The organism is Pseudomonas syringae pv. tagetis (assembly GCF_022557255.1).
Lineage (GTDB): Bacteria > Pseudomonadota > Gammaproteobacteria > Pseudomonadales > Pseudomonadaceae > Aquipseudomonas > Aquipseudomonas caricapapayae.
The window spans coordinates 2,105,623-2,128,971 of record NZ_CP092923.1; the positions used below are offsets into that span (position 1 = coordinate 2,105,623).

Annotated in this window: 24 protein-coding genes and 1 tRNA gene; 14 read left to right on the forward strand and 11 right to left on the reverse strand. The window is 57.0% G+C overall.

What is annotated here, in order from left to right; translation table 11 throughout:
• Positions 1 to 6: 6 nt before the first annotated feature.
• Together MME58_RS09555 and MME58_RS09560 are read right to left on the reverse strand one after the other, a co-directional pair.
• A complete protein-coding gene (locus MME58_RS09555) occupies positions 7 to 696 on the reverse strand; it encodes a crotonase/enoyl-CoA hydratase family protein (RefSeq protein ID WP_055006206.1) in 690 nt (229 codons plus the stop codon).
• Positions 697 to 821: 125 nt separating this feature from the next.
• The gene (locus tag MME58_RS09560; RefSeq protein ID WP_004664517.1) at positions 822 to 1,115 is read right to left on the reverse strand and encodes a DUF6388 family protein; all 294 of its coding nucleotides are present in this window, start codon (positions 1,113 to 1,115) and stop codon (positions 822 to 824) included.
• A gap of 160 nt (positions 1,116 to 1,275) precedes the next feature.
• Between MME58_RS09560 and MME58_RS09565 the strand changes: the two genes are divergently transcribed.
• Complete coding sequence (locus MME58_RS09565; protein ID WP_055006248.1) at positions 1,276 to 1,605, forward strand: EthD family reductase; 330 nt, start codon at positions 1,276 to 1,278, stop codon at positions 1,603 to 1,605.
• Position 1,606: 1 nt separating this feature from the next.
• On the opposite strand, the gene MME58_RS09570 is transcribed toward MME58_RS09565, so the two are convergent.
• Positions 1,607 to 2,026 carry a DUF4124 domain-containing protein gene (locus MME58_RS09570; RefSeq protein ID WP_055006205.1) on the reverse strand — a complete coding sequence of 140 codons (420 nt, stop codon included), beginning with the start codon at positions 2,024 to 2,026 and terminating at the stop codon, positions 1,607 to 1,609.
• Between the two features lie 151 nt (positions 2,027 to 2,177).
• Here MME58_RS09570 and MME58_RS09575 point away from each other — a divergent pair, with 151 nt between their 5' ends.
• A complete protein-coding gene (locus MME58_RS09575; RefSeq protein ID WP_061447438.1) occupies positions 2,178 to 2,345 on the forward strand; it encodes a DUF6021 family protein in 168 nt (55 codons plus the stop codon).
• 50 nt (positions 2,346 to 2,395) lie between these two features.
• Here MME58_RS09575 and MME58_RS09580 read toward each other — a convergent pair whose 3' ends face one another.
• The 3 genes from MME58_RS09580 to MME58_RS09590 form a co-directional block, all read right to left on the reverse strand.
• Positions 2,396 to 2,764 carry a c-type cytochrome gene (locus MME58_RS09580; protein ID WP_055006204.1) on the reverse strand — a complete coding sequence of 123 codons (369 nt, stop codon included), beginning with the start codon at positions 2,762 to 2,764 and terminating at the stop codon, positions 2,396 to 2,398.
• 66 nt (positions 2,765 to 2,830) lie between these two features.
• Complete coding sequence (locus MME58_RS09585; protein ID WP_055006247.1) at positions 2,831 to 3,361, reverse strand: hypothetical protein; 531 nt, start codon at positions 3,359 to 3,361, stop codon at positions 2,831 to 2,833.
• A 261-nt stretch (positions 3,362 to 3,622) separates the two neighbouring features.
• Positions 3,623 to 4,126 (reverse strand): cupin domain-containing protein, encoded by a 504-nt coding sequence (locus MME58_RS09590; protein ID WP_055006203.1) that lies wholly within the window; start codon positions 4,124 to 4,126, stop codon positions 3,623 to 3,625.
• A 217-nt stretch (positions 4,127 to 4,343) separates the two neighbouring features.
• On the opposite strand from MME58_RS09590, the gene MME58_RS09595 reads away from it, so the two are divergent.
• Entirely contained in the window at positions 4,344 to 4,601 is a 258-nt protein-coding gene (locus MME58_RS09595; RefSeq protein ID WP_055006202.1) for a DUF1652 domain-containing protein, read from the forward strand.
• A 288-nt stretch (positions 4,602 to 4,889) separates the two neighbouring features.
• The gene (locus MME58_RS09600) at positions 4,890 to 5,138 is read left to right on the forward strand and encodes a hypothetical protein (protein WP_054987749.1); all 249 of its coding nucleotides are present in this window, start codon (positions 4,890 to 4,892) and stop codon (positions 5,136 to 5,138) included.
• Between the two features lie 157 nt (positions 5,139 to 5,295).
• Here MME58_RS09600 and MME58_RS09605 read toward each other — a convergent pair.
• Both MME58_RS09605 and MME58_RS09610 read right to left on the reverse strand, forming a co-directional pair.
• Positions 5,296 to 5,385, reverse strand: a tRNA-Ser gene (locus tag MME58_RS09605).
• Between the two features lie 178 nt (positions 5,386 to 5,563).
• Complete coding sequence (locus MME58_RS09610) at positions 5,564 to 6,313, reverse strand: 3-oxoacyl-ACP reductase family protein (protein WP_055006201.1); 750 nt, start codon at positions 6,311 to 6,313, stop codon at positions 5,564 to 5,566.
• 112 nt (positions 6,314 to 6,425) lie between these two features.
• Here MME58_RS09610 and MME58_RS09615 point away from each other — a divergent pair, with 112 nt between their 5' ends.
• Positions 6,426 to 6,992 (forward strand): cysteine hydrolase family protein, encoded by a 567-nt coding sequence (locus MME58_RS09615; protein WP_054984993.1) that lies wholly within the window; start codon positions 6,426 to 6,428, stop codon positions 6,990 to 6,992.
• Positions 6,993 to 7,005: 13 nt separating this feature from the next.
• Here MME58_RS09615 and MME58_RS09620 read toward each other — a convergent pair whose 3' ends face one another.
• The 3 genes from MME58_RS09620 to mfd form a co-directional block, all read right to left on the reverse strand.
• Positions 7,006 to 9,750: a DEAD/DEAH box helicase gene (locus tag MME58_RS09620; RefSeq protein ID WP_055006200.1), complete on the reverse strand. Its 2,745-nt coding sequence runs from the start codon at positions 9,748 to 9,750 to the stop codon at positions 7,006 to 7,008.
• Positions 9,751 to 9,824: 74 nt separating this feature from the next.
• Positions 9,825 to 10,349, reverse strand: coding sequence for a CsiV family protein (locus tag MME58_RS09625; RefSeq protein WP_054984991.1), 525 nt, complete (start codon positions 10,347 to 10,349; stop codon positions 9,825 to 9,827).
• A gap of 11 nt (positions 10,350 to 10,360) precedes the next feature.
• A complete protein-coding gene (gene mfd / locus MME58_RS09630; protein WP_122239208.1) occupies positions 10,361 to 13,813 on the reverse strand; it encodes a transcription-repair coupling factor in 3,453 nt (1,150 codons plus the stop codon).
• A 190-nt stretch (positions 13,814 to 14,003) separates the two neighbouring features.
• On the opposite strand from mfd, the gene MME58_RS09635 reads away from it, so the two are divergent.
• From MME58_RS09635 to MME58_RS09675, 9 genes are all read left to right on the forward strand, one after another.
• Positions 14,004 to 15,467, forward strand: coding sequence for a glyceraldehyde-3-phosphate dehydrogenase (locus MME58_RS09635; protein WP_054984989.1), 1,464 nt, complete (start codon positions 14,004 to 14,006; stop codon positions 15,465 to 15,467).
• Positions 15,468 to 15,856: 389 nt separating this feature from the next.
• Complete coding sequence (locus MME58_RS09640) at positions 15,857 to 17,251, forward strand: pyridoxal phosphate-dependent decarboxylase family protein (protein ID WP_233590977.1); 1,395 nt, start codon at positions 15,857 to 15,859, stop codon at positions 17,249 to 17,251.
• A gap of 37 nt (positions 17,252 to 17,288) precedes the next feature.
• Positions 17,289 to 18,500 (forward strand): MFS transporter, encoded by a 1,212-nt coding sequence (locus MME58_RS09645; protein ID WP_054984987.1) that lies wholly within the window; start codon positions 17,289 to 17,291, stop codon positions 18,498 to 18,500.
• 82 nt (positions 18,501 to 18,582) lie between these two features.
• Positions 18,583 to 19,326 carry a methyltransferase domain-containing protein gene (locus tag MME58_RS09650; RefSeq protein ID WP_054984986.1) on the forward strand — a complete coding sequence of 248 codons (744 nt, stop codon included), beginning with the start codon at positions 18,583 to 18,585 and terminating at the stop codon, positions 19,324 to 19,326.
• Between the two features lie 13 nt (positions 19,327 to 19,339).
• Positions 19,340 to 20,257 (forward strand): class I SAM-dependent methyltransferase, encoded by a 918-nt coding sequence (locus MME58_RS09655; RefSeq protein ID WP_054984985.1) that lies wholly within the window; start codon positions 19,340 to 19,342, stop codon positions 20,255 to 20,257.
• The gene (locus MME58_RS09660) at positions 20,254 to 21,396 is read left to right on the forward strand and encodes a M50 family metallopeptidase (RefSeq protein WP_054984984.1); all 1,143 of its coding nucleotides are present in this window, start codon (positions 20,254 to 20,256) and stop codon (positions 21,394 to 21,396) included. Before MME58_RS09655 ends, MME58_RS09660 begins: the two co-directional genes overlap by 4 nt.
• 10 nt (positions 21,397 to 21,406) lie before the next feature.
• Entirely contained in the window at positions 21,407 to 21,559 is a 153-nt protein-coding gene (tglA, locus tag MME58_RS09665; RefSeq protein ID WP_162838979.1) for a 3-thiaglutamate biosynthesis pearlin carrier peptide TglA, read from the forward strand.
• Between the two features lie 75 nt (positions 21,560 to 21,634).
• Positions 21,635 to 22,549 carry an MbnB/TglH/ChrH family RiPP precursor modification enzyme gene (locus tag MME58_RS09670; RefSeq protein ID WP_054984983.1) on the forward strand — a complete coding sequence of 305 codons (915 nt, stop codon included), beginning with the start codon at positions 21,635 to 21,637 and terminating at the stop codon, positions 22,547 to 22,549.
• The gene (locus MME58_RS09675) at positions 22,539 to 23,348 is read left to right on the forward strand and encodes a hypothetical protein (protein ID WP_055006542.1); all 810 of its coding nucleotides are present in this window, start codon (positions 22,539 to 22,541) and stop codon (positions 23,346 to 23,348) included. The genes MME58_RS09670 and MME58_RS09675 overlap by 11 nt, the downstream gene beginning before the upstream one ends.
• Position 23,349 lies beyond the last annotated feature (1 nt).

Sequence of the window (23,349 nt, forward strand, 5' to 3'; positions counted from 1 at the left end):
CGGGTGTCACAGCATGTGCTGCCGATCCTGTTCGATGGCTGCATCCAGCGTATCGAGCAGGGCTTTTCTGACTTTGAGCTTGGTCTTCTTGTGTGCACTCATGTTGATTTTCTTCAACTGGCCGGCGACCGCGAGGGCGGCGCTCTGCAGTTCCTCGACGCTGACGACCTTGTCCAGGAAGCCGGCAGCCATCGCACCCTCAGGGTCGAACATCTCGGCGTTGATCACCGAGCGATTGAACGCTGATTTGCGCAACCGGTCGCGTGCCAGTTCGATGCCGGCGTGGTGCATGGTCATGCCGATCTGCACTTCGTTCAGCCCGAGGCTGAAAGGCCCCGCAACGCCGATACGGTAATCGGCGGACAACAGCAAAAAGGCTCCCTTGGCAACCGCATGGCCAGGGCAGGCAACGATGATCGGAAAGGGGTGCGCAAGCATGCGTCGCGCCAGTGTCGAGCCCTGCGCAACCAGATTGATGGCTGCTTCGGCGCTCGACGTCATCACCTTCAGGTCATAGCCGCCCGAAAGAATACCGGGCTGCCCCGTGACGATAACGATTGCCCGATCCTGCTCTGCCTGATCCAGCGCCGCGTTGAACGCAACGATGACGTCCGGGGAGATGGCATTGACCTTGCCGTTGTTCAGCGTCAGCGTGGCGACACCGTCGTCCAGATGATACGAGACCAGATCACTCATGACGTGATTCCTTTATTGAAGTGAGCAGACGTTACTCATCCATAAGGAACAGGTAAAGAGCTGACTGATGAGTCACTGAGCTGTGTGACTGTCAATGGCCGATTCGCCGTTGATGGCGGCTCCATTCATGGCTGGATATCGTTGAACCCGCAATATTCTTCCCAGTCCATCCCCAGAGCTTCGGCTACCTGGCGGTGCGCTTCCAGGCGCATGCTCTGCAACTGTTCAGGCGATTCGGCAATCAGTTCCAGCGCCAGTTCCCAGGTCTCGATGCCCTGGCTCTCGGCCTCGTCCTCAAACGCCCACTGCAATTGCTGCTTTTGCTCCTTCGGGCTCAATGCGCTGATTTCATCTTTCAGGGTCGGATGGGTCGCGAGGTACTTCGCCAGCGCGGCCTCGTTCCACTCAAGTGTATTCATGCGGGGTTCCTCGAACGTTTCTATGGCCCGGCCGTTTTAAGGGTGGCGAGGCAGGACGGCGTGATTGTGAGGGAGCAGGTCATTGATGTCAGCACCTGGCGACAATAATCGCTAGAGTGTCCAGGCGAATTTAATGACCCTCACTCAGGAGCCTATCGAGATGATCAAAGTCAGCGTGCTGTATGCGTATGAAGAAGGTGCCCGTTTCGACCACGATTACTATCGTGACAAACACATGCCGCTGGTGCAGAAACTGATGGGCAAGTACTGCAAGGGTTACAGCGTGGACCGAGGCATAGGCGGGGCAACGCCAGGCTCCGACCCCATGTATATCGGCATGTGCCACATCTATTGCGATTCCATTGAAGACTTTGAAGCTGGCATGGGGCCGCATTCAAAGCAGATCAACGCCGACATCATCAACTACACCGACCTGATCCCTGAAATTCAGATCAGTGAAGTACGCGCCGATGTGAAAACTGCTCTGTAAGTTATCGAGCGCTATCCCCAAAAGCCGCCCGTGTTTTCGAGGACATTCCACCCGACGGATCGAAACACTGACTGTCGTACTGCGGGCTTTGGCACTGCGAGGGGATGTTCGGCGGTGGCGGGCGGTTTCGCTGATACGCTTTGTAGCGTTCCGTCTCGTATACCGTCACGTGGGTGCGGCCGCTGATTTTCAGGTATTCAGTGGCCTTGAGATTGGTCTGGTGAACATAATCGAGCGGTTCATCCTCGCGGCGCATGTTCGGCGGGCCCTGGCGCTGCAGTGCGCTCTGCGCAGCGTTGTCACAGGGGATCGAAGCATAGCTCACCTGTCCCTGCGCTGATGTGCATTTGAATATCTCGCCGTGCGCCGTACCTGCGCTCAGTAACGCTGCCACTGCCAGTGTGGTTGAAAGCCTTTTCATGGTTCTCTCCTTGCATGGCGCAAGGCTACCATTTGCCTGTGAATGCCGCCATGTCCTCTTGCCGCCAGGCCCCGTTCGTCAGACATATCGCACGGCTGTGTTGATCCGCTTTCTGAATATCAGGTTCTGAATTTACCCAATGGAGGCGCACATGACCGGCATCCAGCCAGGCAGCAACGAAGACAAGAATGATCCGGGTTTTGACGAAGAGTCACCGAAAACCCAGGATCCGCAAATCGATCCGACCGAGCCCGCCAAGACGCCTGCCAGTGACAAGGGCAGCAAGGATGATTACCCGCCTTACACGCCGGATAAGTAACTGACTGATCGCCCTCGGTATACCGAGGGCGGTTTATCTATCGGCCTGTATTACTTGTTTGCGTCCAGGTATTCAAGCAAGTCTTCCATTCGCTCATCGTTGCCCATCCACCACAGTTTCATGCGGGTGCCGGGTACAACTTCGCTCGGGTCCTTGATGTAGGTGCGCAACTCTTCACGCGTCCAGACCAGCCCCGAGTTCTTCATTGCGTCGGTGTATACATAGCCTTCCTGCTGCCCCGCCTGACGACCAATGATGCCGTTGAGGGGCGGGCCAAATGCGTTGCGTGCAGAAGGGCCGATCTTGTGACAGCCGGAGCAGAGGCGGGTAAAGACTGCTTTTCCGGCCTCTGCATCACCTGCGCCATAAGCCAGCGGGTGCAGCGCCAGTGCCGCTACGAATAAGACAGTTTTTCTCATCGATATCCCACAGCGCGTGCGGCCGTCTGGTAAAAAGCGACGAATGTTAGCGCAATTATCGGAGGTTCACTTGCTGGCCGGTATCTGGCTCGACAGTTCGTCGAAGTCACGCCTGTAACTCGCCATCTCGGCTGCGCTGACAAAGCCCTGTTCAAGCACCAGTTTCTTCGCTCCGGACTCGATGGTGTCCAGTTGGTGAAGGAAGCGTTTCTTCTTTCTGGCCTCCATCCGCGTACCCGCCTCATCGATAGCCTTGCGTATTTCCGTTGCCCGCTGGTTTACAAAATCCTGGCCTCGACGGTCAACCGTGAGCCCGTCATTTTCGACATAGCCTTCCAGCCCGGTTTTTTTCAATACCAGCCAAAGCGCCTGATCCGGGGTAAATGTGCCCTTGAACTTCTTGACCTTTCTGCTGCTGTCCGCGCCCAGATCGACCTTTACCGGGCAGCCGGATTGATGAGCCAGTTGCTGCAGCGCCTCATCCAGGCGCTGTGAGGGCATGTCATAGGAGACGGGAGTCATCTGGCAAGCAGCGAAGGCTGGAGCCGCCGTCAGGCACGCAACAGTAAGGGCCAGTTTTTTGAGAGTGTCTTTCATGGTGGGCGGTTTTTCTTCCGGGAGGTAGGGCTTGGAAAGCATATTCTGCATGATGTTCCCTATCTGCCCGACGCCGCTGAAGCCGTCGTGTTCCTGATATCTCTTGGTGAATGCAGGGTGAAGCGCACTCAAATCGCAGACAAAGAAAAGCCCGCGATGGGGGGTAGCGGGCTTAAGGTCTTGCTGGGAATTGAGTTAACAATAAACCCGCGAACGTGAAAAAAGCGTGAACTGCCGGATACAATTTACAAACAATTCAAATCACGGCTCGCCGTCCCAGTAATCGAGGTTTTCCGTGGTCCGCTGATTGGCGGTGAACACTCGCGTTCCGTTAGCTGACACCATCGCCTGATACTTCCCAGAGTCCGGGTATTCACACACTTCGGGTGTTTCTCGTGTGCTGATCGACAAGTATTTCAGTGGTGCCTGAGAGGTGTTGATAATCTGATGAGGGTATTCGGCCCCGGCCGGAATGAATAAAATGTCGCCCGTCCTGATGGGCAGCATTTCGCCCGCAACACGCAAACTGCCTTCGCCCTCGATGATCACGAACATCTCTTCCTGGACATGATGGAAATGGTAAGGGCAGGAGCGCTTGCCCGGCGCCACGACATCAATCGACGCCCCCAGCTTTTGCGCGGCCGTGCCGGTGCCAAGGCGTGCTGCCGAGCTTTCGTAGAGAGGTTCACGAACTTCATGTTCTAGGGGAGCCTCGTTGAAATTGCGAATCAGACGAGACGCCAGTTCACGTGCGCGGTCATTCATATAGGTCGAGGCTCGGGGAGTTCAGGAGAGGGTACTTTAGACCAGAGAGCGTGAGGTGTTGCAGGCAGTTCCTTGATCAGGCAAAAACGGTTCTGGGCATTCGTTACAAAAAGCCCCTGTGCCGTGTGCATCCCTTGCCCAGGTCGGAAACCTATTCGCCCAAAACTCGTCTACACTTCACATCATAATTTGGCCCCCTCCAGAGGACGCACGCACCATGTTTTCAAAGCCCGATATTCAGCGAGTTCTTGAAACAGCTTTTCTGCCTTCCAGGTGCGATTGCGTCGTAGCGTCGAATGAAACCTTCTCGGTTAAGCTTCTCCACCCCGAGTCAGGTGATATCCAGCTCTATGTCACGGGGCTGTCCTTGTCCGAGGTAGAGAGCAGCCGATCCATCGCACGGCTGGTGCTCTCTCTCAGAGAGCAAAGAGACTTGATGGGACAGATGAATTTGTCCATGAGACGGTTGGCGTAGGGAACGGGCTCACGTTTTGATGGGGAATACCTGACCCCGTTCGGAAAGCCCTCGTTTCCAGGCTTCGCGCCGGATCTGAGCTCGATGGTGATGGCCTTCGGGCTGATTGCTTTCTCGGTTTACAACTTCTCTGAAGCCTTCCGGCGCAAGAAAAATATGCAAATACCCGGTGTGTCGGAGCCTGGTGCAAAGCCGGAGTGACAGGTCGTTTGCTGCCCGCTCGAATGCGATTGAACTGTGGAGCCCTCGCGGGGACTGAACTTAATACCCCTTGAAGGAGCCAGCCCCATGAACAGCGATCAATTCAATCAATACGACACCGAGCGCCTTCACCAGCGAGTGGCGGCCGAACTGGGCATTACTGCCGAAGAGCTGACCACCTGGATGATCAACGATATCGAACGCGTGACCGAGGGCGGCAAGGACGTCGGGCACATGGTGGTCTTCCGCGAGTCGACCCCTGCGCAGATTCTCGACAAGCTTCAGCACAAGCAAAGCCATTTCACGGCCATGACCGGTGTGATCGATCTGAGCTAAGTGCGGCGGGCTTTGATGTCAAAGCCCGCAGACTCAATAGCCTGCCCCCGTACCCGCGCCTGTCACGATCGCAATCCACGGCCATTTTCTCGGACTCCAGAAACCACAAAGCCCCTGAATTCCTCTCGGAGTTCAGGGGCTTTGCGTTGTATCAATATGGCGGTGAAGGAGGGATTCGAACCCTCGATACAATTTCTTGTATACACACTTTCCAGGCGTGCTCCTTAAGCCACTCGGACACCTCACCGTATCTCGACGACAACGTTGTGTCTGCCGAGGCGCGCTAATGTAGTCGAAACCTTTTCTTAACGCAAAACTTTTTTTCAGATTTTTCATGCGCTTAAGCAAATAAACGCTCATTCGCCAGTAAAAGGGTCTGGCGAGGGATGCGGCCCTTGGGCAAAGAGCCGCTTAGGGTAGCGGCCTCAGGCGCTGAAGCCGCCGTCGATGGTCAGGCTGGCACCGGTGATGTAGCCCGCTTCCGGTCCTGCAAGGTAGGCGACGAAGCTGGCAATTTCTTCGCTTGTGCCGTAGCGGGGCAGGGCCATCAGCGCCTTCAGGGTTTCGGCGAATTCGCCGTGTGCCGGGTTCATGTCGGTATCCACCGGGCCGGGCTGGACGTTGTTGACGGTGATGCCTTGCGGGCCCAGGTCGCGAGCCATGCCTTTGGTCAGGCCGATCAGCGCCGATTTGCTCATGGCGTAGGTGGCACCGCCCGCAAAAGGCATGCGGTCGGCGTTGGTGCTGCCGATGTTGATGATGCGTCCGCCTTCTTCCATGTGCCGGGCGGCCTCCTGGCTGGCGATGAACACGCTGCGCACGTTAATCGCCAGGGTTTTGTCGAAGTCTCGCATGCTGAATTCGTTCAGGGGCGCAATGGCCAGAATGCCGGCGTTATTAACCAGGATATCCAGCCTGCCAAGCGTCTCTGCGGTGGTCTGTACGGCCTGGCGAATGGCTTTTTCGTCGGCGCTGTCTGCACGAATCGCCAATGCACGGCCACCATTGGCGACGATACTGTCCTGAATCTCCAGGGCATTGACTTCGGAACTGACGTAGGTAAAGGCTACGGCTGCGCCTTCTTTGGCCAGTCGTTGGACGATGGCTGCGCCAATACCACGCGAGCCTCCCTGCACGAGCGCTACTTTGCCAGCGAGTTTAAGGTGTTCGATCATGATGTTCTCCTTGGGGCAGGTCTCGGACAAGCCTGAGTCTGTCGACGATTGCGACCAGAATAGACCCTGATTGCGATAGTCTTCCTGAACCAAAAGTTCGGACTTATTTGTTATGGATATTCAAGACAACAGCGCGCTGATCCTGATCGACCTGCAGCAGGGCATTAATCATCCCAAGCTGGGGCGGCGTAATAATCCACTGGCCGAGACCAACATCAGCGCACTGCTTGGCACGTGGCGCCAATCCGGGCGGACGGTGATTCACGTCAGGCATTTCTCGACGTCGCCCGAATCAGTGTTCTGGCCAGAGCAGTCAGGGGTCGAGTACCAGTCCGCGTTTTTGCCGCAAACCGATGAGCGGGAATTGAGCAAGCAGGTGCCCGACGCGTTTTGCGGGTCGTTTCTGGAGATGTGGTTACGCTCGGACGGGATCAGGCAGGTGGTGATTGCCGGTGTTATCACCAACAACTCCGTCGAGTCCACCGCGCGCAGTGGCGGCAATCTGGGGTTTGACGTGCTGGTCGCACACGACGCCTGTTTTACCTTTGATCAAAAGGACTTTTTCGGCACGCCGCGCAGTGCCGAAGAGGTGCACGCGATGTCGCTGGCCAATCTGCATGGCGAGTACGCTACGGTGCTGTCCACGGCGCAGATTCTTCAGCAGGTTGCTGTCGAATAAGCGCCTGACGGGCTTACTTGCGGGTTTTCTTTGGCGCTGCGGGAAGCGGGGCGAAAAGAGCTTGCAGGTCTTCATCGCGCAGTTTCCAGTCACCGGTTGTCCGGCCATCGAGCACACCGGCGGCCAGCGCTGATTTTTCCCGTTGCAGACGCTGGATTTTTTCCTCGACAGTGCCCCGCGCGATCATCTTGTAAACAAACACCGGCTTGTCCTGGCCAATGCGATAGGCACGGTCAGTCGCCTGGTTTTCGGCTGCAGGGTTCCACCACGGGTCGTAGTGAATCACAGTATCGGCAGCGGTCAGGTTGAGACCGGTACCGCCGGCCTTGAGGCTGATCAGGAAAATCGGCAGCTTGCCGCTCTGGAAGTCGTGAATCGGCGTCCGTCGATCACGGGTCGAGCCGGTCAGCAGGGCGTAGGCGATACCCCTTTGCTTGAGCTCTTCTTCGATCAGGCTCAGCATCGACGTGAACTGCGAGAACAGCAGGATCTTGCGCCCTTCGGCCAGCAGTTCTTCGAACATTTCCATCAGGCTGTTGAGCTTGCCCGAGGTGCCTTGTTTGCTGTTGAACGGCATATCATGATTGACCAGCCGCAGGTCGCAGCACACCTGACGCAGCTTGAGCAGCGCCTCAAGAATGATGATCTGGCTGCGTGCTACGCCCTTGCGGGTGATTTCGTCCCTGACCTTCTTGTCCATCGCCAAGCGTACGGTTTCGTACACGTCGCGCTGGGCGTCATTGAGGTCGACCCAGTGGATGATCTCGGTCTTGGGCGGCAGTTCGGTGGCGACCTGTTCCTTGGTGCGGCGCAGCAGGAATGGCTTGATGCGCGCGTTCAGGTGATGCAGGCGGTCCTGATTGCCATGCTTTTCAATGGCCGTGCGGTAATTACTGTTGAATTCCTTGCTGTTGCCCAGCCAGCCGGGCATCAGGAAGTGGAACAGCGACCACAGCTCACCCAGGTGGTTTTCCAGCGGTGTGCCGCTCAGGCACAGTCGCTGTCGGGCGTTGAGGTTGCGTGCTGCCTGAGCAGCCTTGCTGTTGGGGTTTTTAATGTACTGCGCTTCATCGAGAATCAGCACATGGAAAGGCTGTTTTTCGAGCAGCTCAAGGTCCCGTGGCAACAGCGCGTAGGTGGTCAGAATCAGGTCGTAATCCTGCAGATTGCCGGCATCCTGATGACGGTTGGCACCGTACAGGGCCAGCACCTTGAGGTCCGGAGTGAAGTGCTCGGACTCGTCCAGCCAGTTGGGGATCAGGCTGGTCGGCATGACTGCCAGAGCGGGGCGGTCGAGGCGCCCGGCCTGTTTTTCCATCAGCAGGTGAGCCAGGGTCTGCAGCGTCTTGCCCAGACCCATATCGTCGGCCAGCACTCCGCCGACTTCCAGCTCGCGCAGCGATTGCATCCAGCTCAGGCCTTCAAGCTGATAGGGGCGAAGCGTGGCGTTGAGGCCATCGGGCAGGCTGACCGGCGCGTCCTTTATATTGATCAGGCGCTCGGCAAAGTGACGCAGGCGATCACCTCCCTGCCAGGTCAGCGGCAGGTCTTCGAGCTGGGTCAGGCGTGCCGCATCGGCCTTGCTCATGCGCAGCGCGTTGTTGCCATCCTGACGCCAGTAGAAATCGCCCAGCGTTGCCAGTACCGGCTTGAGCCTGCCGTAGGGCAGCGCGATCTGTACCGGACTGCCGCCGCTCTGGGTGAAATGATTGAGTTGCACCAGCAGTTGTTCTTCGTCACCGCGCTTGGCCACGGCGGAAGGGCTCATCAGTTCGGGATGGCTGCGGATCAGGTTGATCAGGATCGGCAGCAGGCTCAGGCGTTCGCCGTTTACGATGATGCCCAGTTCCAGGTCGAACCAGTCGCGTTCGGTTTCTTCGTCGATGACGGCATACCAGTCCTCCACGGGTGTGACGTCGAAGCCGAACTCGTCCTGAATGTCGATTTCCCAACCTTGCTCGCGCAACCGTGGCAGGTCATCGAGCACGAAATGCAGCCAGGCCTTGTCGTTGGGCAGTTCATACATGTCACCCGCGCTGTCGGGCAGGGCCTTGCTCTGCCGGGTAGCGACCTTGAAGCCCAGATCGGCCAGTTCCTGGCGCAACTGCCGCTCTCGTTCACCCTGACGACGGATGCGCAGGGTTTCGGTTTCGGTGTGTTCGATGATGTCGCTTTTCTGATTCACCAGATCGCTGCCCAGCGAACTGACCAGAATACTGACGTTGGTGGTGCCAACCGCATAATGCTTGCCATAGGCAAACGCCAGTGCCGCACGGTGCTGAATATGCCGCTGCATGCGCCCGTTGCGCGGTTCGTAGGCACTGAATTCGATGCTCGCCAGAATCAGCCTCGGCCGTGGTTGCAAGTCATCGATCAGGCGTTCCGGCAGCTTCGGCTTTTGCTCGACAGGCTTTTCCATTTCCTGCTGGTGCGAAGCCAGCGCCGCTTGCAGCAGTGGCCGGTTCTGCGGGTCCTGCAGGAAATGCAGCGCGGCGACGCAATGTTTGCAGTCGTTGCGGACCGGGCAGGTGCATTTGCAAGTCAGGTAATTCTTGTAGCGATCCGGGTCCTTGAACAGCAGGGTCTGGGTATAGATTTCCAGATCCGAGCCACGGCATGCGGTACGGATGATCTGCGGGCTGGAGTCTTCCAGCACGATGCGTTTTTGCCGGGCGTAGTCAAGCCCTCGCTCAAGCGTTCGATCGTTGAATAAGTCTGTCCAGGCCGAGGCCAGGACTTTTTCGAGAATGGACGACAAGTTTTAAAAGGCCCTACGCCGCAGCGATGCTCAAAAGAAAGGGGGCGCCTTGGCGTCCCTTGCGTACGTAAAGATCAAAGAGGAGAAACTTTGATCAGCAACGCGAGGTTGCCATTGTCCAGATAAGTCAGCTCACCGTTTTTTACCCGGGCGGTCTGCTTCAATCGTTCACTGCTGATGACCACGCCATGCGGGTCCAGCTGGTTGACCCAGAATTGTGCACCAATATCGGTAAAGCGTGCCATCGCCAGACTCACGGTGCCCTCGATGGGGAAGTGGCCGAGCCGCTCTTCACCACTGGTAATGGCGACCTTGCCGGGCTCGGTGCCGATGGTCTGCTGCCAGGCGCGCTGCATCAGTACTTCATAGTTGCCGCTGCCTTGCAGCTTGCTGGCCAAGTCGTTGAGGGCAGGGCTTCGCTCATCGTTCGCGTCGATCTTCTGCGCGCCCTTGTCCCAGTTTTCCGGGACAAGCTGGCGGGTAGAGGCAGGTTCGCCGTTCTGGCGAAACAGCAGAATCTCGACCTGATAGACACCGTCCGCAAACGCAGTCGGCGCGATCAGCGTCAGCAGCAGGGTCAATGAACGAAGCAAACGCATGCGTGAATCCTTCAAGCAGTTTTCGGGGTCAGGCGCTCAAGCAGCGCTTCGATCGTGTTGAAGCGCTCTTCCGGGCGCTCCATGGGGACCAGGAATTTGAACAGCGTGGCACCTTCGAACTTGTAACGGTTGGGCTGGCTCTGGATCAGCTTGATCAGGGTCAGTGGGTCAACCGGCGTATCGGCCGCGAATTCGATACGGCCACCTTGTGGGCCGCCGTCGATTTTCTTGATGCCCAGCTGTTCGGCGTGCAATTTGAGCAGCGTGATACGCACTAGGTTCTTGGTCGGCTCCGGCAACAGGCCGAAACGGTCGATCATTTCCACCTGAAGATCCTTCAAGGCCTCTTCGTCAGCCGCGTTGGCAATGCGCTTGTAGAGAATCAGGCGGGTGTGCACGTCGGGCAGGTAGTCTTCCGGGATCAGTGCCGGCACGCGCAGGTTGATTTCCGGTCCGCCGCCCAGCGGCTGATCGAGATTGGGCTGTTCGCCCTTGCGAATCGACTTGACCGCACGCTCGAGCATTTCCATATAGAGGGTGAAGCCCACCGCCTGGATCTGGCCGCTCTGGCCGTCGCCGAGCAACTCGCCCGCGCCACGGATCTCAAGGTCGTTGGTGGCAAGCACAAAGCCCGCACCAAGGTCCTGTGTGTTGGCAATCGCTTCCAGACGTTTTTCGGCGTCGGGAGTGATCTGTTTGCGTGGCGGGGTCAGCAGGTAGGCGTAGGCCTGGTGGTGACTGCGCCCGACGCGCCCGCGCAGCTGGTGCAACTGGGCCAGGCCGAATTTGTCGGCACGTTCGATGATGATGGTGTTGGCACTGGGTACGTCGATGCCGGTCTCGATGATGGTCGAAGCGATCAGCACGTTGAAGCGCTTGTGATAGAAGTCGCTCATCACCTGTTCGAGCTCTCGCTCGCGCATCTGCCCGTGGCCGATGCCGATACGGGCTTCCGGTACCAGCTCGGCCAGGTCTGCCGCGCATTTCTCGATGGTCTTGACGTCGTTGTGCAGGTAATAGACCTGCCCGCCGCGCAATAGCTCGCGCAGCAGGGCTTCCTTGATCGTGGGCTTGTTCTGCTCCATGACAAAGGTGCGCACCGACAGCCTGCGCGCCGGTGGCGTGGCGATGATCGACAGATCACGCATGCCCGACACCGCCATGTTAAGGGTACGCGGGATCGGCGTAGCGGTCAGGGTCAAAATATCGACCTCACTGCGCAGCGCCTTGAGCTGTTCTTTCTGACGTACGCCGAAACGGTGTTCTTCGTCGATGATTACCAGACCAAGATTCTTGATCTTGACGTCATCCTGCAGCAGTTTGTGCGTGCCGATGACAATGTCGATCTTGCCCTCGGCCAGATCGGCCACGGCGGCGTTGACTTCCTTAGCCGATTTGAAGCGGCTCATCACTTCGACCGTCACCGGCCAGTCGGCGAAGCGGTCGCGGAAGCTGTTGTAGTGCTGCTGGGCGAGCAGGGTGGTCGGCACCAGAATTGCGACCTGACGCCCGCCGTGCACGGCAATGAACGCGGCACGCATGGCCACTTCGGTCTTGCCGAAGCCCACGTCGCCACACACCAGGCGATCCATTGGCTTGGGTGCCAGCATGTCGGCGCGTACCGCTTCGATGGTGGTCTGCTGATCCGGCGTTTCTTCGAACGGGAAGCCCGCGCTGAAGGTGGCGTAGTCGGCTTTCGGGTCGGCAAAGGCATAACCCTCGCGGGCTGCCCGGCGCGCGTAGATATCCAGCAGTTCGGCCGCCACGTCGCGAACCTGTTCGGCAGCCTTGCGCTTGGCCTTCTGCCAGGTTTCCGAACCCAGCCGGTGCAGCGGCGCGGTCTCGTCGTCGCTGCCGGTGTAGCGGGCGATCAGGTGCAGGTTGGCGACCGGGACGTACAGCTTGGCGTCCTCGGCGTAGGCCAGCATCAGAAATTCGGCGACCTGATTCTCGACTTCCAGCGTCGCCAGCCCCAGATAGCGACCGACGCCATGGTCGATGTGCACCACCGGCGCGCCTTCGCGCAGTTCGGTAAGGTTCTTGATGACGGCGTCGTTGTTGCCGCCATCAGTGCGTTTTTCGCGACGACGGCGCTGCATGACACGCTGGCCGAACAATGGGCTTTCAGCAATCAGCGCCAGCGCCGGTTGTTCCAGCAGCAAGCCTTCGTCAAGCGGCGCAATGGTAATTGCCAGTCTGTCCTTGCCGTCGACGAAGTCCAGCCAGCTGTCGACAGTCTTCGGCCGCAGCTTGAGGCGTTCCAGCAACTCCAGCAGCACTTCCCGGCGTCCGGCGGACTCGGCAGTGAACAGCACGCGACCGGGGAAATCATCGAGAAACCCAGACAATGCCGCCAATGGCTGACTGGCCTTGGCTTCAATGGACAGGTCCGGCAAGGTCTGCGCTGGAAAACGCTCGCGCCCGCCACCGGCGTCGACATCCTGTTGGCTGGCAACCACGCGCGGCCAGTTTTTCAAGCGCGCAAAACAGTCTTCCACCGGTAAAAACAGCTCGGCCGGTGGCAACAGCGGCCGGGCTGGATCGACTCGGCGTTCTTCGTAGCGGTTGCGCACGTCGTTCCAGAAGTTTTCTGCGGCCTGTTCGATTCCAGGCAGGGAAAACACCTGGGTGTCCTGCGGAAGGTAATCGAACAGGGTCGAGGTTTCCTCGAAGAACAACGGAATGTAGTACTCGATGCCAGCTGGTGTGATACCGCTGCTCAAGTCCTGGAAAATCGGGCTGCGCCGAAAATCCACATCGAAGCGTTCGCGAAAGCGCGCCTTGAAGCGCGTGACTTCCTCTTTCTGCAGTGGAAATTCGCGGGCAGGCAACAGGCGTACCGACTCGACCTTGTCGATGGAGCGCTGCGTGTCCGGATCGAACGTGCGCAGCGTTTCGATTTCGTCGTCGAACAGATCGATGCGGAACGGCAGCTTGCTGCCCATCGGGAACAGATCGATCAGTGCGCCGCGCACGGTGAACTCGCCATGCTCGTAAACCGTATCCACATAGCGATAGCCGCTGGCTTCCAGGCGCGTACGCATCGCCTCCACATCGAGCTTCTGGCCGACATCCAGCACCAGACTGCTGCCAAGCAGGAATTTGGTCGGTGCAAGTCTGTGTAGGGCGGTCGTGATGGGGACTACCAAAACGCCATGTTCCAGCTCCGGCAGGCGATAGAGGCTGGCGATGCGCTGGGAAATGATGTCCTGGTGCGGCGAAAACAGATCGTAGGGCAGGGTTTCCCAATCCGGGAAGTGCAGAACCGGCAGCGTGGGCGCAAAAAACTTCAGCTCCTGTTCCAGCCGCTCGGCGCTCTGGCTGTCGGCGGTCAGGAGCAGGGTGAAGCGCTTGGCTGCGCTGGCTGCCTCGGCAATGGCCAGGCTCAGTGCGGCACCGGGCAGATTGCCCCAGTGTTGTTTGCCTGCAGCGGCAGAAAGATGCGGTAGACGCAGAACTGGCACGGGAAGGTCGGGCTCCAGGCGTTGCAACAGGGGCGGCGATTGTAACGGGGGAAGGCGGTGGCTGTCAGTTTTCCAGAGTATTACCTCGTGTTTACGGGCGAAAATTATGTAGTGCCCGTCGATATGACAGTCGCGCATTGCTCATAAACAAAGGCGCGGTCATAATGTAGCCCCTTTTTTCAGCCCCTACATGTGGAAGGTTCCCGTGACTCAGAAGCCCGACCAGTGTCTTGGTGAATGGATCGATCGTGAAGCCCTCGCCGAAGCGATGATCCCGCTCATCGGTCAGCTCTACCGCAATAACAATGTGGTGAGTTCGATCTATGGCCGCAGCCTGATCAACCGTTCAGTGATCGCGATTCTCAAAGCTCACCGCTTTGCGCGTCATCGTCAGTCCGATGCAGTTGAGTTGTCCGTACATGAGACGTTTCCGCTTGTAAAAGCGATGAGCGAACTCAAGCTGGGTGCCGCTTCGGTGGACCTGGGCAAGCTGGCCGTGAAGTTCAAGACCGAAGGCAACGGCCGCACGCCAGAGCAGTTCGTACGTGAAGAACTGGCCACTGTAGTGGGGCAGCAGGGCACCAGCCCACGCAAGGGTACTGATGTCGTGCTTTACGGTTTCGGTCGTATCGGTCGCCTGCTGGCGCGGATCCTGATCGAGAAGACGGGTGGTGGCGACGGCCTGCGTCTGCGTGCCATCGTGGTCCGCAAAGGTGCGGAAAACGATCTGGTCAAGCGTGCCAGCCTGCTGCGCCGCGACTCGGTACATGGTCCGTTCGACGGCACCATCACTATTGATGAGGCCAACAGCACCATCACTGCCAATGGCAACCTGATTCAGGTCATCTATGCCAAGAACCCGTCCGAGGTGGATTACACCCAGTACGGTATCAAGGATGCTCTGCTGGTAGACAACACCGGTGTATGGCGTGATGCAGACGGCCTGGGCCAGCATCTGGCCTGCCCTGGCATCGACCGAGTCGTCCTGACCGCGCCGGGCAAAGGCAAGCTGAAGAACATCGTGCACGGCATCAACCACGGTGAAATCACCGCAGACGACAAGATCGTTTCCGCAGCATCCTGCACCACCAACGCCATCGTGCCGGTGCTCAAGGCTGTCAACGACAAGTTCGGCATCACCAACGGTCACGTCGAAACAGTGCACTCGTACACCAATGACCAGAACCTGATCGACAACTTCCACAAGGGCGATCGTCGTGGCCGCAGCGCCGCGTTGAACATGGTCATCACCGAAACCGGCGCAGCCACCGCTGCCGCGAAGGCACTGCCCGAACTGGCCGGCAAGCTGACCGGCAACGCGATCCGCGTTCCGACGCCGAACGTGTCCATGGCCATTCTCAACCTCAACCTCGAGAAGCCGACCACTCGTGAGGAAATGAACGAGTACCTGCGCTATATGGCGCTGCACTCGGACCTGCACAAGCAGATCGACTTCGTGAACTCGCAGGAAGTGGTCTCCACGGACTTCGTTGGCTCGCGTCACGCTGGTGTGGTGGATGCCGAAGCCACCATCGTCAACGATAACCGCGTTGTGCTGTACGTTTGGTACGACAACGAGTTCGGTTACAGCCACCAGGTGGTTCGCGTGATGGAAGACATGGCAGACGTCAATCCTCCGGCGTTCCCGCAGTAAGCATCAAGCGTATGAGTTGCCCGGTCTGACCGGGCAAAGAATTGAAGGGCCGAATCCTGTGAGAACGGGATTCGGCCTTTTTGCTTTTGCACCTGACCTTCGTGATTTACATGAAAATCATGCGCTCATGTCGTAATTGGGATATTCACCTGCGACATGGGATTTATCTCTCCAATGATTTATTTCTACATATTTCAAGGTGATCGAATATTTTAACGAAAATAAAGCGAATTTTTCGGGTTTTCCAAGAAGTGGTGACTGTTTTGGATCCTATTGCGCTGCCTAATGAATAGCAGTTATAAGCTTATTCAAGAAATCGACGGGCGGCGTTTCAGTCGCGGTTGAGGCTTCATTAGGCAGGCCATGGACGGTTCGAAATGTCGTGCATTTTGGATGATGAGCGCTGTATCCCCGAGCTGTTGACACAGCTCCGCAGCTTGTCGCTCGACTTTCTGGCTGGCGCACAGACCGCTGCTGCGGTCGACACGCGTCTTGATGTCCTGACTCAGCAAGCGGAAATGCCCGAGGAGGGACTCGGCTGCCTGGATGCTCTGAGGACTTATTGGCAGCGCTACGCTGATGGGCACAGTCGCAGCACAGGCCCTCGATACTATGGCTTCGTGACGGGCGGCGTGACCCCCGCTGCACTTGCCGGAGACTGGCTGGTTTCCGTCCTTGACCAGAACGTCGCCACTGAGCGCCATTCGATCGCTGCATTTATCGAAGCTCAAGTGCTGACGTTCATCAGTAACCTGCTGAAGCTTCCGGCGGATTTGTTTCAGGGCGTTTTGACGACCGGAGCGACTGCGGCAAATCTGGTGGGGCTGTCCAGCGCTCGTGAGTGGTGCGGTGAGCAGGCGGGAGTCAGCATTGCGCATGAAGGCATTGCAGCAGCCCCTCCGATAGCAGTATTCGGGGCCTCTGCCCACTCAAGTATTATTAAAAGTCTGGGTGTGCTGGGCATCGGGCGCAAAAATATAGTGGCGATACGCAGTTTGCCTGATCGTGAAGCCATGGATATCCAACACCTGGAAGAAGCGCTGAAAAGCAGTGCCTCTACTTCTCGAATTGTAGTGGCGAGCGCCGGTACCGTGAACAGCGGTGATTTCGACGACCTCAATGGTATTGCTGATTTATGCATGAGGTACAACGCCTGGTTGCATGTCGATGCGGCATTTGGTGCCTTTGCTCGTTGTTCTCCTCGTTACGAACACTTGATCGAGGGACTGGAGCGTGCTGATTCGATAACGGCGGATGCTCACAAGTGGCTTAACGTTCCCTATGACTGTGGAATTGCCCTGACCCGACATACTGAGTTTCATGAGCGGAGCTTTTCCGCTGACGCGCCCTATGTACCCATGGGGGGCGAGCTTCCTGCTTTCATGAACCGAGGTGTCGAACAGTCGCGTCGCTATCGTGCGTTGCCGTTATGGATGACGCTTATGGCTTACGGCAAGTCGGGTTACCGCGAGTTGGTAGAGCGTAATTGTGATGTTGTACGCCAGATCGCTTCGTGGATGGACGGGTGTAAATATTACGACGTGTTGTGCCCTGTCTATTTGAACATCGTGATGTTTCGCTGCCGACGTGTCGGCGGGCGTGATCATGACGCGCACAGCGCGGCAGTGCTGGAAAGAATCAATGCCACGGGTGCACTGTTTCTTACGCCCAGTACGTACAACGGGGAAAAGGTATTTCGTCTGGCTGTCTGTAACTGGATGACCACACGCAGTGATGTCGCAATTGTGATCAATGCCTTACACCACGCGGTGGCTGGTTATTGAGAGCGGCACTGTTATCAAACGATAAGGAATGTCCTACATGTCTTCGCAAGCGCCTGAAAATACCCCTTCGACCAAGGGGCTGTTCGGCCTGTTTTGCCTGGCCAGCTATCTGCTGTCCCTGTCTTACGGCACTACTTTTCTACTGGCCCTTATGCTGGGCTCTCATGGCGGAAGCGAGTCTGACGCAGGCACAGTGATTTCAGTGGCCATGCTGAGCACATTTCTCGCCGTCATTTTTTCAGGTCACCTGACCGATATCATCGGTGCGCCCCGAGCTATCGCTGCCGGAGGTCTGGCGTTGATGATTGCGTGCATCGGGTTTGCCATGACCCCGACGTATGGCCCGGCATTATTGATATTCGGTCTGATACTGGGTTTCGGTTGGGGTGTGTTCTACACACTGGGGCCGATCATTGTGGCAATGATCATCGAGCCTGCGCGCCGGGTGAAGTATTTCGCTCTGCTGTCCGGCAGCATGATGAGTGGGATCGGTACCGGGCCTTTGGCAGGGCGCGGTGCGGTGGCAATGGGGTATCCGGTTGAATCGGCGTTCGTCGTCGCGGCCGCTGCCAGCCTGCTGGGTGCAGTCGTGTTTTTCCTGATAGCTCCGAAAATCAGGCTGCAACAGGCCGTTCTCGGTCCTGTGACCGTGTGCCGCATCACTACAGGTGCCGCCGCTCGTGTACTGCGCTCCAAGGCATTCTTTCCTATCGTGATGGTGGGATTGGGCGGTGCAATATTCGGCGGGCTTTCCAGCTTTCAGACCTCCTACGCCGCATTGCATCATCTGGACTATTCGCTGTTTTTCCTCGGGTTCATGTGTGCAGCCATCTCTTGCCGATTGTTGATTGCCGGGTTCATCGTCAAGCGTGATGCTTATCTGTCTTCCTGCGTACTGACATCCCTGATGATTGTTTCGATACTGATGTTTGTGTTCTCGGTTGAGTCGCCATTCAGTTATCTGTTGGCCGCGATCATTCTCGGCGTGGGTTACGGCTTGACGTACTCGGTGATCAACGGCCTGGCGGCCAATGAAGCGCCCAGCGGACTCACCGCACAGTCCTTGTTGTTATTCAGTTTGTCCTACTTTGTAGGCGTGTTCGGTTTTCCACTGTTGGCCGGAAAAATAATCGTGGCTTACGGCATGCCCTCACTGCTGTACACGATTCTCTCGGTAGCCCTTTTAAACGGGTGCATTGCGTTGGGCCGTCTTGCCTGGCGCAAGGTGGCTGTCGCCGCCATCGCCTGACCCTAAATGTTTCAGTCAAACTGCATTGCGTGACGCACTGCAGTTTCCGGTGTTCCGTGCAAGGTAAGTAAGGAGATTCATTGTGCCTGTTAACGCGCCTGAAGTAATAAGTCTTGAAGTGGTCGGGGATGGACTGGCTTCAAATAACGCAGCCTGGAGTTTTGGTGGTGACACCCCCAAACATTTCGACTCGCATGTGTCGAAGTCGGTTCCCAAGTACAAGGATGGTCACGATATCGTTCTTTCCTTGAGCGACTTTTTTATCAAGGCTGACAGCGTCTGTTATGAACTTGGAAGTTCGACCGGCACATTGACACGGCAATTGGCAGAACGTCACGGGCGTTCAGGCAAATGGGTGGGTATTGATGTCGAAGAGGCCATGACTCAACAAGCCAATCAATCACTCGGCCGTGCGCCGATCAGTAACGTCACCTTTGTGACCGACGACATCCTTACCTTTCCGTATGAGAAGAGCGATTTCATCGTGGCGTATTACACGGTTCAGTTTGTGCACCCCCGCGTTCGCCAGGAGCTGTTCAATCGTATTTACGAGTCTCTGAACTGGGGCGGTGCGTTTGTGCTGTTCGAGAAAGTCAGGGGGCCGGATGCTCGTTTTCAGGATGTGATCAGCAGTTTGTATGTCGACTACAAGATGCAGCAGGGCTATACGCCGAGCGAGATCCTGGCCAAGACGCGTAGTCTCAAAGGTGTGCTGGAGCCGTTCTCCACGGCCGGCAATCAGGACATGCTCGCCCGCGCCGGTTTCAAGGACGTCATGAGCATTTTCAAATACATCTGTTTTGAAGGTTTCTTCTGCATCAAGTAACAGGGACGTTGCGATGAACGATTGGGCGATCAGTCATTACCTGGATGTGTTGCACATGGACAGCGGTTATCAAGCCGTTGCACTGGACTGCGAACTCTGCGGCAGTGGACACCATGAAGTGTTGCTGCCACGTATTTGCGGTCCTGAATCCCACGGCGTTGATTTGCCTGTGCTGGGGTGTCAGGCATGCGGCCATATTTTTCAAAAATATCGCTTTGATGCGCAGTTTTACAAAGACTACTACGACAAGTTTTATCGCTTGAAACTGTTCGGCAACAGCGCGCCGGAAAAAGCGTTTTTTCTCGACCAGGTTCGCCGTGGTCAATACCTGCACCAGAGCCTGCGCGAATACCTGCCAGAGAGTGGTCGCCTGCTGGATGTCGGATGTTCAGCCGGTGGCCTGATGATCCCTTTTGCCAAGCGAGGCTGGTCTGTCACCGGCAATGACCCTGATCGCGCTTATGTTGAATACGGAAAACAGATCGGCCTGAATATCGAGCTGACAGCGGCCGAAGAAATGGACGCCGCAGGCGACGTCGACCTGATTATCATCAATGGCTCGCTGGAACATATGTATGACGTGCATTGCGTCATGCAGCGCTGTCGGCAGGCATCGTCGGAAAACGGTCTGTTATTGATTGAAGGCCGCGCACTGGGTCACGGCCTGGAGCAGGGCATGCTGACCCACAATCATCGGCGTTATCTCAGCGGCACCAGCATCGAACTGCTGACGCGCATGCACGGCTGGGAGCCGCTGCTGATCACCGAGCAACCCTTATGCGGGCCTACTCGACCTGGCGCGGTTTTCGTCCTCGGTCGATGCGCAGCCCCGTCGGATGATGTGCAGCTCGAACGTGTCAAGGCGCAAGGGCGTGAGCGCCTGGACAGTTACTACCGGGAGCGCTTCCGGGCGCTGGTGTTGCCATCATGACTCACGCTTCCGATGTGTCCGAGGTCATGAAACAGACTCCAATCGCGTCCTGCCTGCGTAACGATATTGTTGTCAGCGAGCGTGTGGAGGCAGACGGCCGGTTGCGCTACAAGCTTTACGACCCCAGTAACGATATCGGTTTTGAGTTGGGTAAAACCGAGTATGCACTGGCCCGTCTTTTTGATGGTGTATCCACACACGAAGAGATCTCCCGATACGCTGAAACCCGGCACCGCATCAAGGTCAGTCAGACGAAACTGGTGCAGTTTGAAAGTCGCCTATTGAGTCTGAATATTCTGTCGAGGGCAGATGGCGATCTTGAAAAGCTTCGTGATCCCGCGACCGGTATTACCTATGGGCCTTTGAAGAAGTACCTGCTGATCAACCTGGTCAAGATGAATCCGCAGCCGGGCCTGGACTGTGTTTACCCCAGCCTGCGCTGGATATGCAGCGTACCGTTTTGTCTGGCGATGCTTGCGGCGTGTTTGGTCAGCTACGTCTACCTGGGGACGCACTTCGGCGCGTTTCAAGAAGATGTTCTCGCGGTATATGTGCACAGCAATCAATGGCTGTGGTGGCATTTTCCGGTCATTCTCAGTTCTATCGCACTGCACGAGTTCGGGCATGCCCTGGCCTGTCGACATTACAAGGTTCAGGTCAGTGATTTCGGGATCGGCATCTATCTGTTGCTGGCCACCGGGTGGGTGCGGCCGGTTCAAGAACAATGGAGTTCGTTGCCGAGGTATCAGCGCATCGTCACCATTTTGGCCGGCCCACTGGTCAGCCTTGTGTACGCCAATACAGGCATTGTGATCTGGGCTGCTTACGGTGAAGCGCAAGGTAACTTGCTTGCGCTGTCGATCGTGATGATCGTGGCATCGTTCATCTCTCTGATTCCAACTTTGTTGCCGATGTTCAATGGCGATACTTACCTGGCGATCACCGAACTCATCAACGAGCCCCGGTTAAGGCAGCGCTCTTTCAACTACTTGAAAGCACGCTTGCGCGGGGCACCTTGTGAAACGTCAGTCCGGCTCCAACGCCTTTATCTGAGCACTGTATCGATCACCTGTCTTGGCTGGGTGTTGGTGTGGGGCTTCGTGCTGCAGACGCTTTTTCGTGTATTTCATAACCAGTGAGGATTTACCCATGGGACAACCCAACGTGCAGTCCGTTGAAAACCAGCAAGCGCCTGACGATGTAAAACATCTCGAAAACACTCCGCTGGCCACAGAGGAGGTGTTGTTTGAAGAGTTTGACCTGGATGACATTGAAGTCATCGAGAGCAAGGTCTTCGCCTGAGTGCGCCGTGCCCTCCTGCGTGCCGGATTGTAGAGGTGCGCAGGGGGGCTTCTTTCATCAGTGCGAGTGTTAGCCATGCCTGATTTCGTCAAGCCCGCGCCTATCGGTGTGGGTATCCAGTACAACCCCGAAATACTGGACTGGTTTCCATTCGAGGATATCCAGGTGGATATTCTGGAGATTTTGCTCGATAACATCATGGCGCCCATGGATGGCCCGCAGATTATCAAGCCTTCTGCCCAGGCAATGATCGAGCGGCTAGGGCAAAAGTTTACCTTGCTGGCCCACTCCAATTACGGCTGCGATTTTGGTTTCAGTGCCCTCGAAGAAACAGCGGCGGTGCAGCGTCATGTACCTCTGGCAAAAATGCTCAACAGCCCGTGGGTGGCCAACCATTGCTTCTATGGGGACCAGTCCTGGCTGGATATCTGGAGCAGCCCCATTCAGTTCTCCGCAGCCGAAGTGACACGTTGTGCCGATCGCGCACAGTCGTTGCAGGCGCTTTATGGCATGCCGCTGGCTCATGAAAATGCCGCCTACTACCTTGAATGCCCAGGCGCCGAAATGCGTGAGGCCGAGTTTCTGGCAAGACTGGTGCAGCGCTCAGGGACTTTTCTTCACCTTGACCTGCACAACATTTACACCAACCACCTTAATTTGAAAGGTTTCGATCTGAAGGACTACATGGACACGCTGCCGCTGGACAAGGTGATTTCGGTGCATCTGGCCGGAGGAAGCTGGCACGGCGGTCTGTATCACGATTGGCATGACGCCTGCGTGCCCGAGCCGGTCTGGGACTTGTACGAAGACCTGCTTTCGCGTGCACAGCCCTCTGCTGTGATTCTTGAGTATCAGGGGCAGGCGCATCATGCCCAGACGAGAGTCATGGATGCGTCCGACGAGTCGATGATCGTCAGGGATGTCCAGCGTGCTCAGGCAATCTGGAATCGTTACAACAGGCATCCGCAGGAGCGTCAGTATGGAAGCTGAACAGGTATGGAAACTGTGGCGGCGCGTTCTGCGTGATGAGCGCCTTCAGGCGCAGTTGTTTTCGGCTACCGATGCCACGCACTGGTTGTCAGGTTTCAGCGAGTCCGAGAGCAACATTCTCTCGGTGTATGCGCAGCAGTTTGACCGCGTCAAATGGTTCGTCGAGAACTATCAGTTCCGGCTGGTGAACTCTTTTTTGAACGCGCTGGAGACCGGGGCACCCTTGTCGTTGCGGGCGTTGCTTCATATCAATGTGGATCTGAATGCGCAATCGAAGGCTTTCCTGCGTGACAGGCAGTGGCGCGATTACGGGCCGCAGGTCTATACCTATTGTGATGATGTGCTGGGTTTCCTTGCCGAGGCGCATGAGCTGCAGGGTTATCCTGAAATTCTTGATCTGATGCGGCTGGAGCGCGAATCGGTTCGGCTGTATCGGGGTTTGGTCGATCCTGAATCATTGCCGGCAGACAACCGTTATCACCGCACGTCAATGGCTCGTCTTTACGAAACACGTTTTGCCCTGTCGGGCTGGCTCAGACAGAAGGATCAGTTGGGCCTGACACGTCTGCCCGAGAATACCGAGCACGTGCTGATCAACCTTCCCACGCTTCAGGCCCGTCACAAGTTCACTTTGATCAACGCGCAGGCTGCCCGGCTTTACAACTGCCTGGAGCAACCTCAGTCGGCTGCCGGACTGTTCATGCTGATCAATTCGGACTCGGCGTCCGTACCGGGTAGCGCAGACCTGGCGCTGCTGGACAGGCTGGAACAGCTCAACGCGATAAGGAAGCCTTTGTAGC

Coding starts and splice junctions, on each gene's coding strand:
- MME58_RS09555 (WP_055006206.1), bottom strand. CDS start 696: ATGAGTGATCTGGTCTCGTATCATCTGGACGACGGTGTCGCCACGCTG.
- MME58_RS09560 (WP_004664517.1), bottom strand. CDS start 1,115: ATGAATACACTTGAGTGGAACGAGGCCGCGCTGGCGAAGTACCTCGCG.
- MME58_RS09565 (WP_055006248.1), top strand. CDS start 1,276: ATGATCAAAGTCAGCGTGCTGTATGCGTATGAAGAAGGTGCCCGTTTC.
- MME58_RS09570 (WP_055006205.1), bottom strand. CDS start 2,026: ATGAAAAGGCTTTCAACCACACTGGCAGTGGCAGCGTTACTGAGCGCA.
- MME58_RS09575 (WP_061447438.1), top strand. CDS start 2,178: ATGACCGGCATCCAGCCAGGCAGCAACGAAGACAAGAATGATCCGGGT.
- MME58_RS09580 (WP_055006204.1), bottom strand. CDS start 2,764: ATGAGAAAAACTGTCTTATTCGTAGCGGCACTGGCGCTGCACCCGCTG.
- MME58_RS09585 (WP_055006247.1), bottom strand. CDS start 3,361: ATGAAAGACACTCTCAAAAAACTGGCCCTTACTGTTGCGTGCCTGACG.
- MME58_RS09590 (WP_055006203.1), bottom strand. CDS start 4,126: ATGAATGACCGCGCACGTGAACTGGCGTCTCGTCTGATTCGCAATTTC.
- MME58_RS09595 (WP_055006202.1), top strand. CDS start 4,344: ATGTTTTCAAAGCCCGATATTCAGCGAGTTCTTGAAACAGCTTTTCTG.
- MME58_RS09600 (WP_054987749.1), top strand. CDS start 4,890: ATGAACAGCGATCAATTCAATCAATACGACACCGAGCGCCTTCACCAG.
- MME58_RS09610 (WP_055006201.1), bottom strand. CDS start 6,313: ATGATCGAACACCTTAAACTCGCTGGCAAAGTAGCGCTCGTGCAGGGA.
- MME58_RS09615 (WP_054984993.1), top strand. CDS start 6,426: ATGGATATTCAAGACAACAGCGCGCTGATCCTGATCGACCTGCAGCAG.
- MME58_RS09625 (WP_054984991.1), bottom strand. CDS start 10,349: ATGCGTTTGCTTCGTTCATTGACCCTGCTGCTGACGCTGATCGCGCCG.
- MME58_RS09635 (WP_054984989.1), top strand. CDS start 14,004: ATGTGGAAGGTTCCCGTGACTCAGAAGCCCGACCAGTGTCTTGGTGAA.
- MME58_RS09645 (WP_054984987.1), top strand. CDS start 17,289: ATGTCTTCGCAAGCGCCTGAAAATACCCCTTCGACCAAGGGGCTGTTC.
- MME58_RS09655 (WP_054984985.1), top strand. CDS start 19,340: ATGAACGATTGGGCGATCAGTCATTACCTGGATGTGTTGCACATGGAC.
- MME58_RS09660 (WP_054984984.1), top strand. CDS start 20,254: ATGACTCACGCTTCCGATGTGTCCGAGGTCATGAAACAGACTCCAATC.
- tglA (WP_162838979.1), top strand. CDS start 21,407: ATGGGACAACCCAACGTGCAGTCCGTTGAAAACCAGCAAGCGCCTGAC.
- MME58_RS09670 (WP_054984983.1), top strand. CDS start 21,635: ATGCCTGATTTCGTCAAGCCCGCGCCTATCGGTGTGGGTATCCAGTAC.
- MME58_RS09675 (WP_055006542.1), top strand. CDS start 22,539: ATGGAAGCTGAACAGGTATGGAAACTGTGGCGGCGCGTTCTGCGTGAT.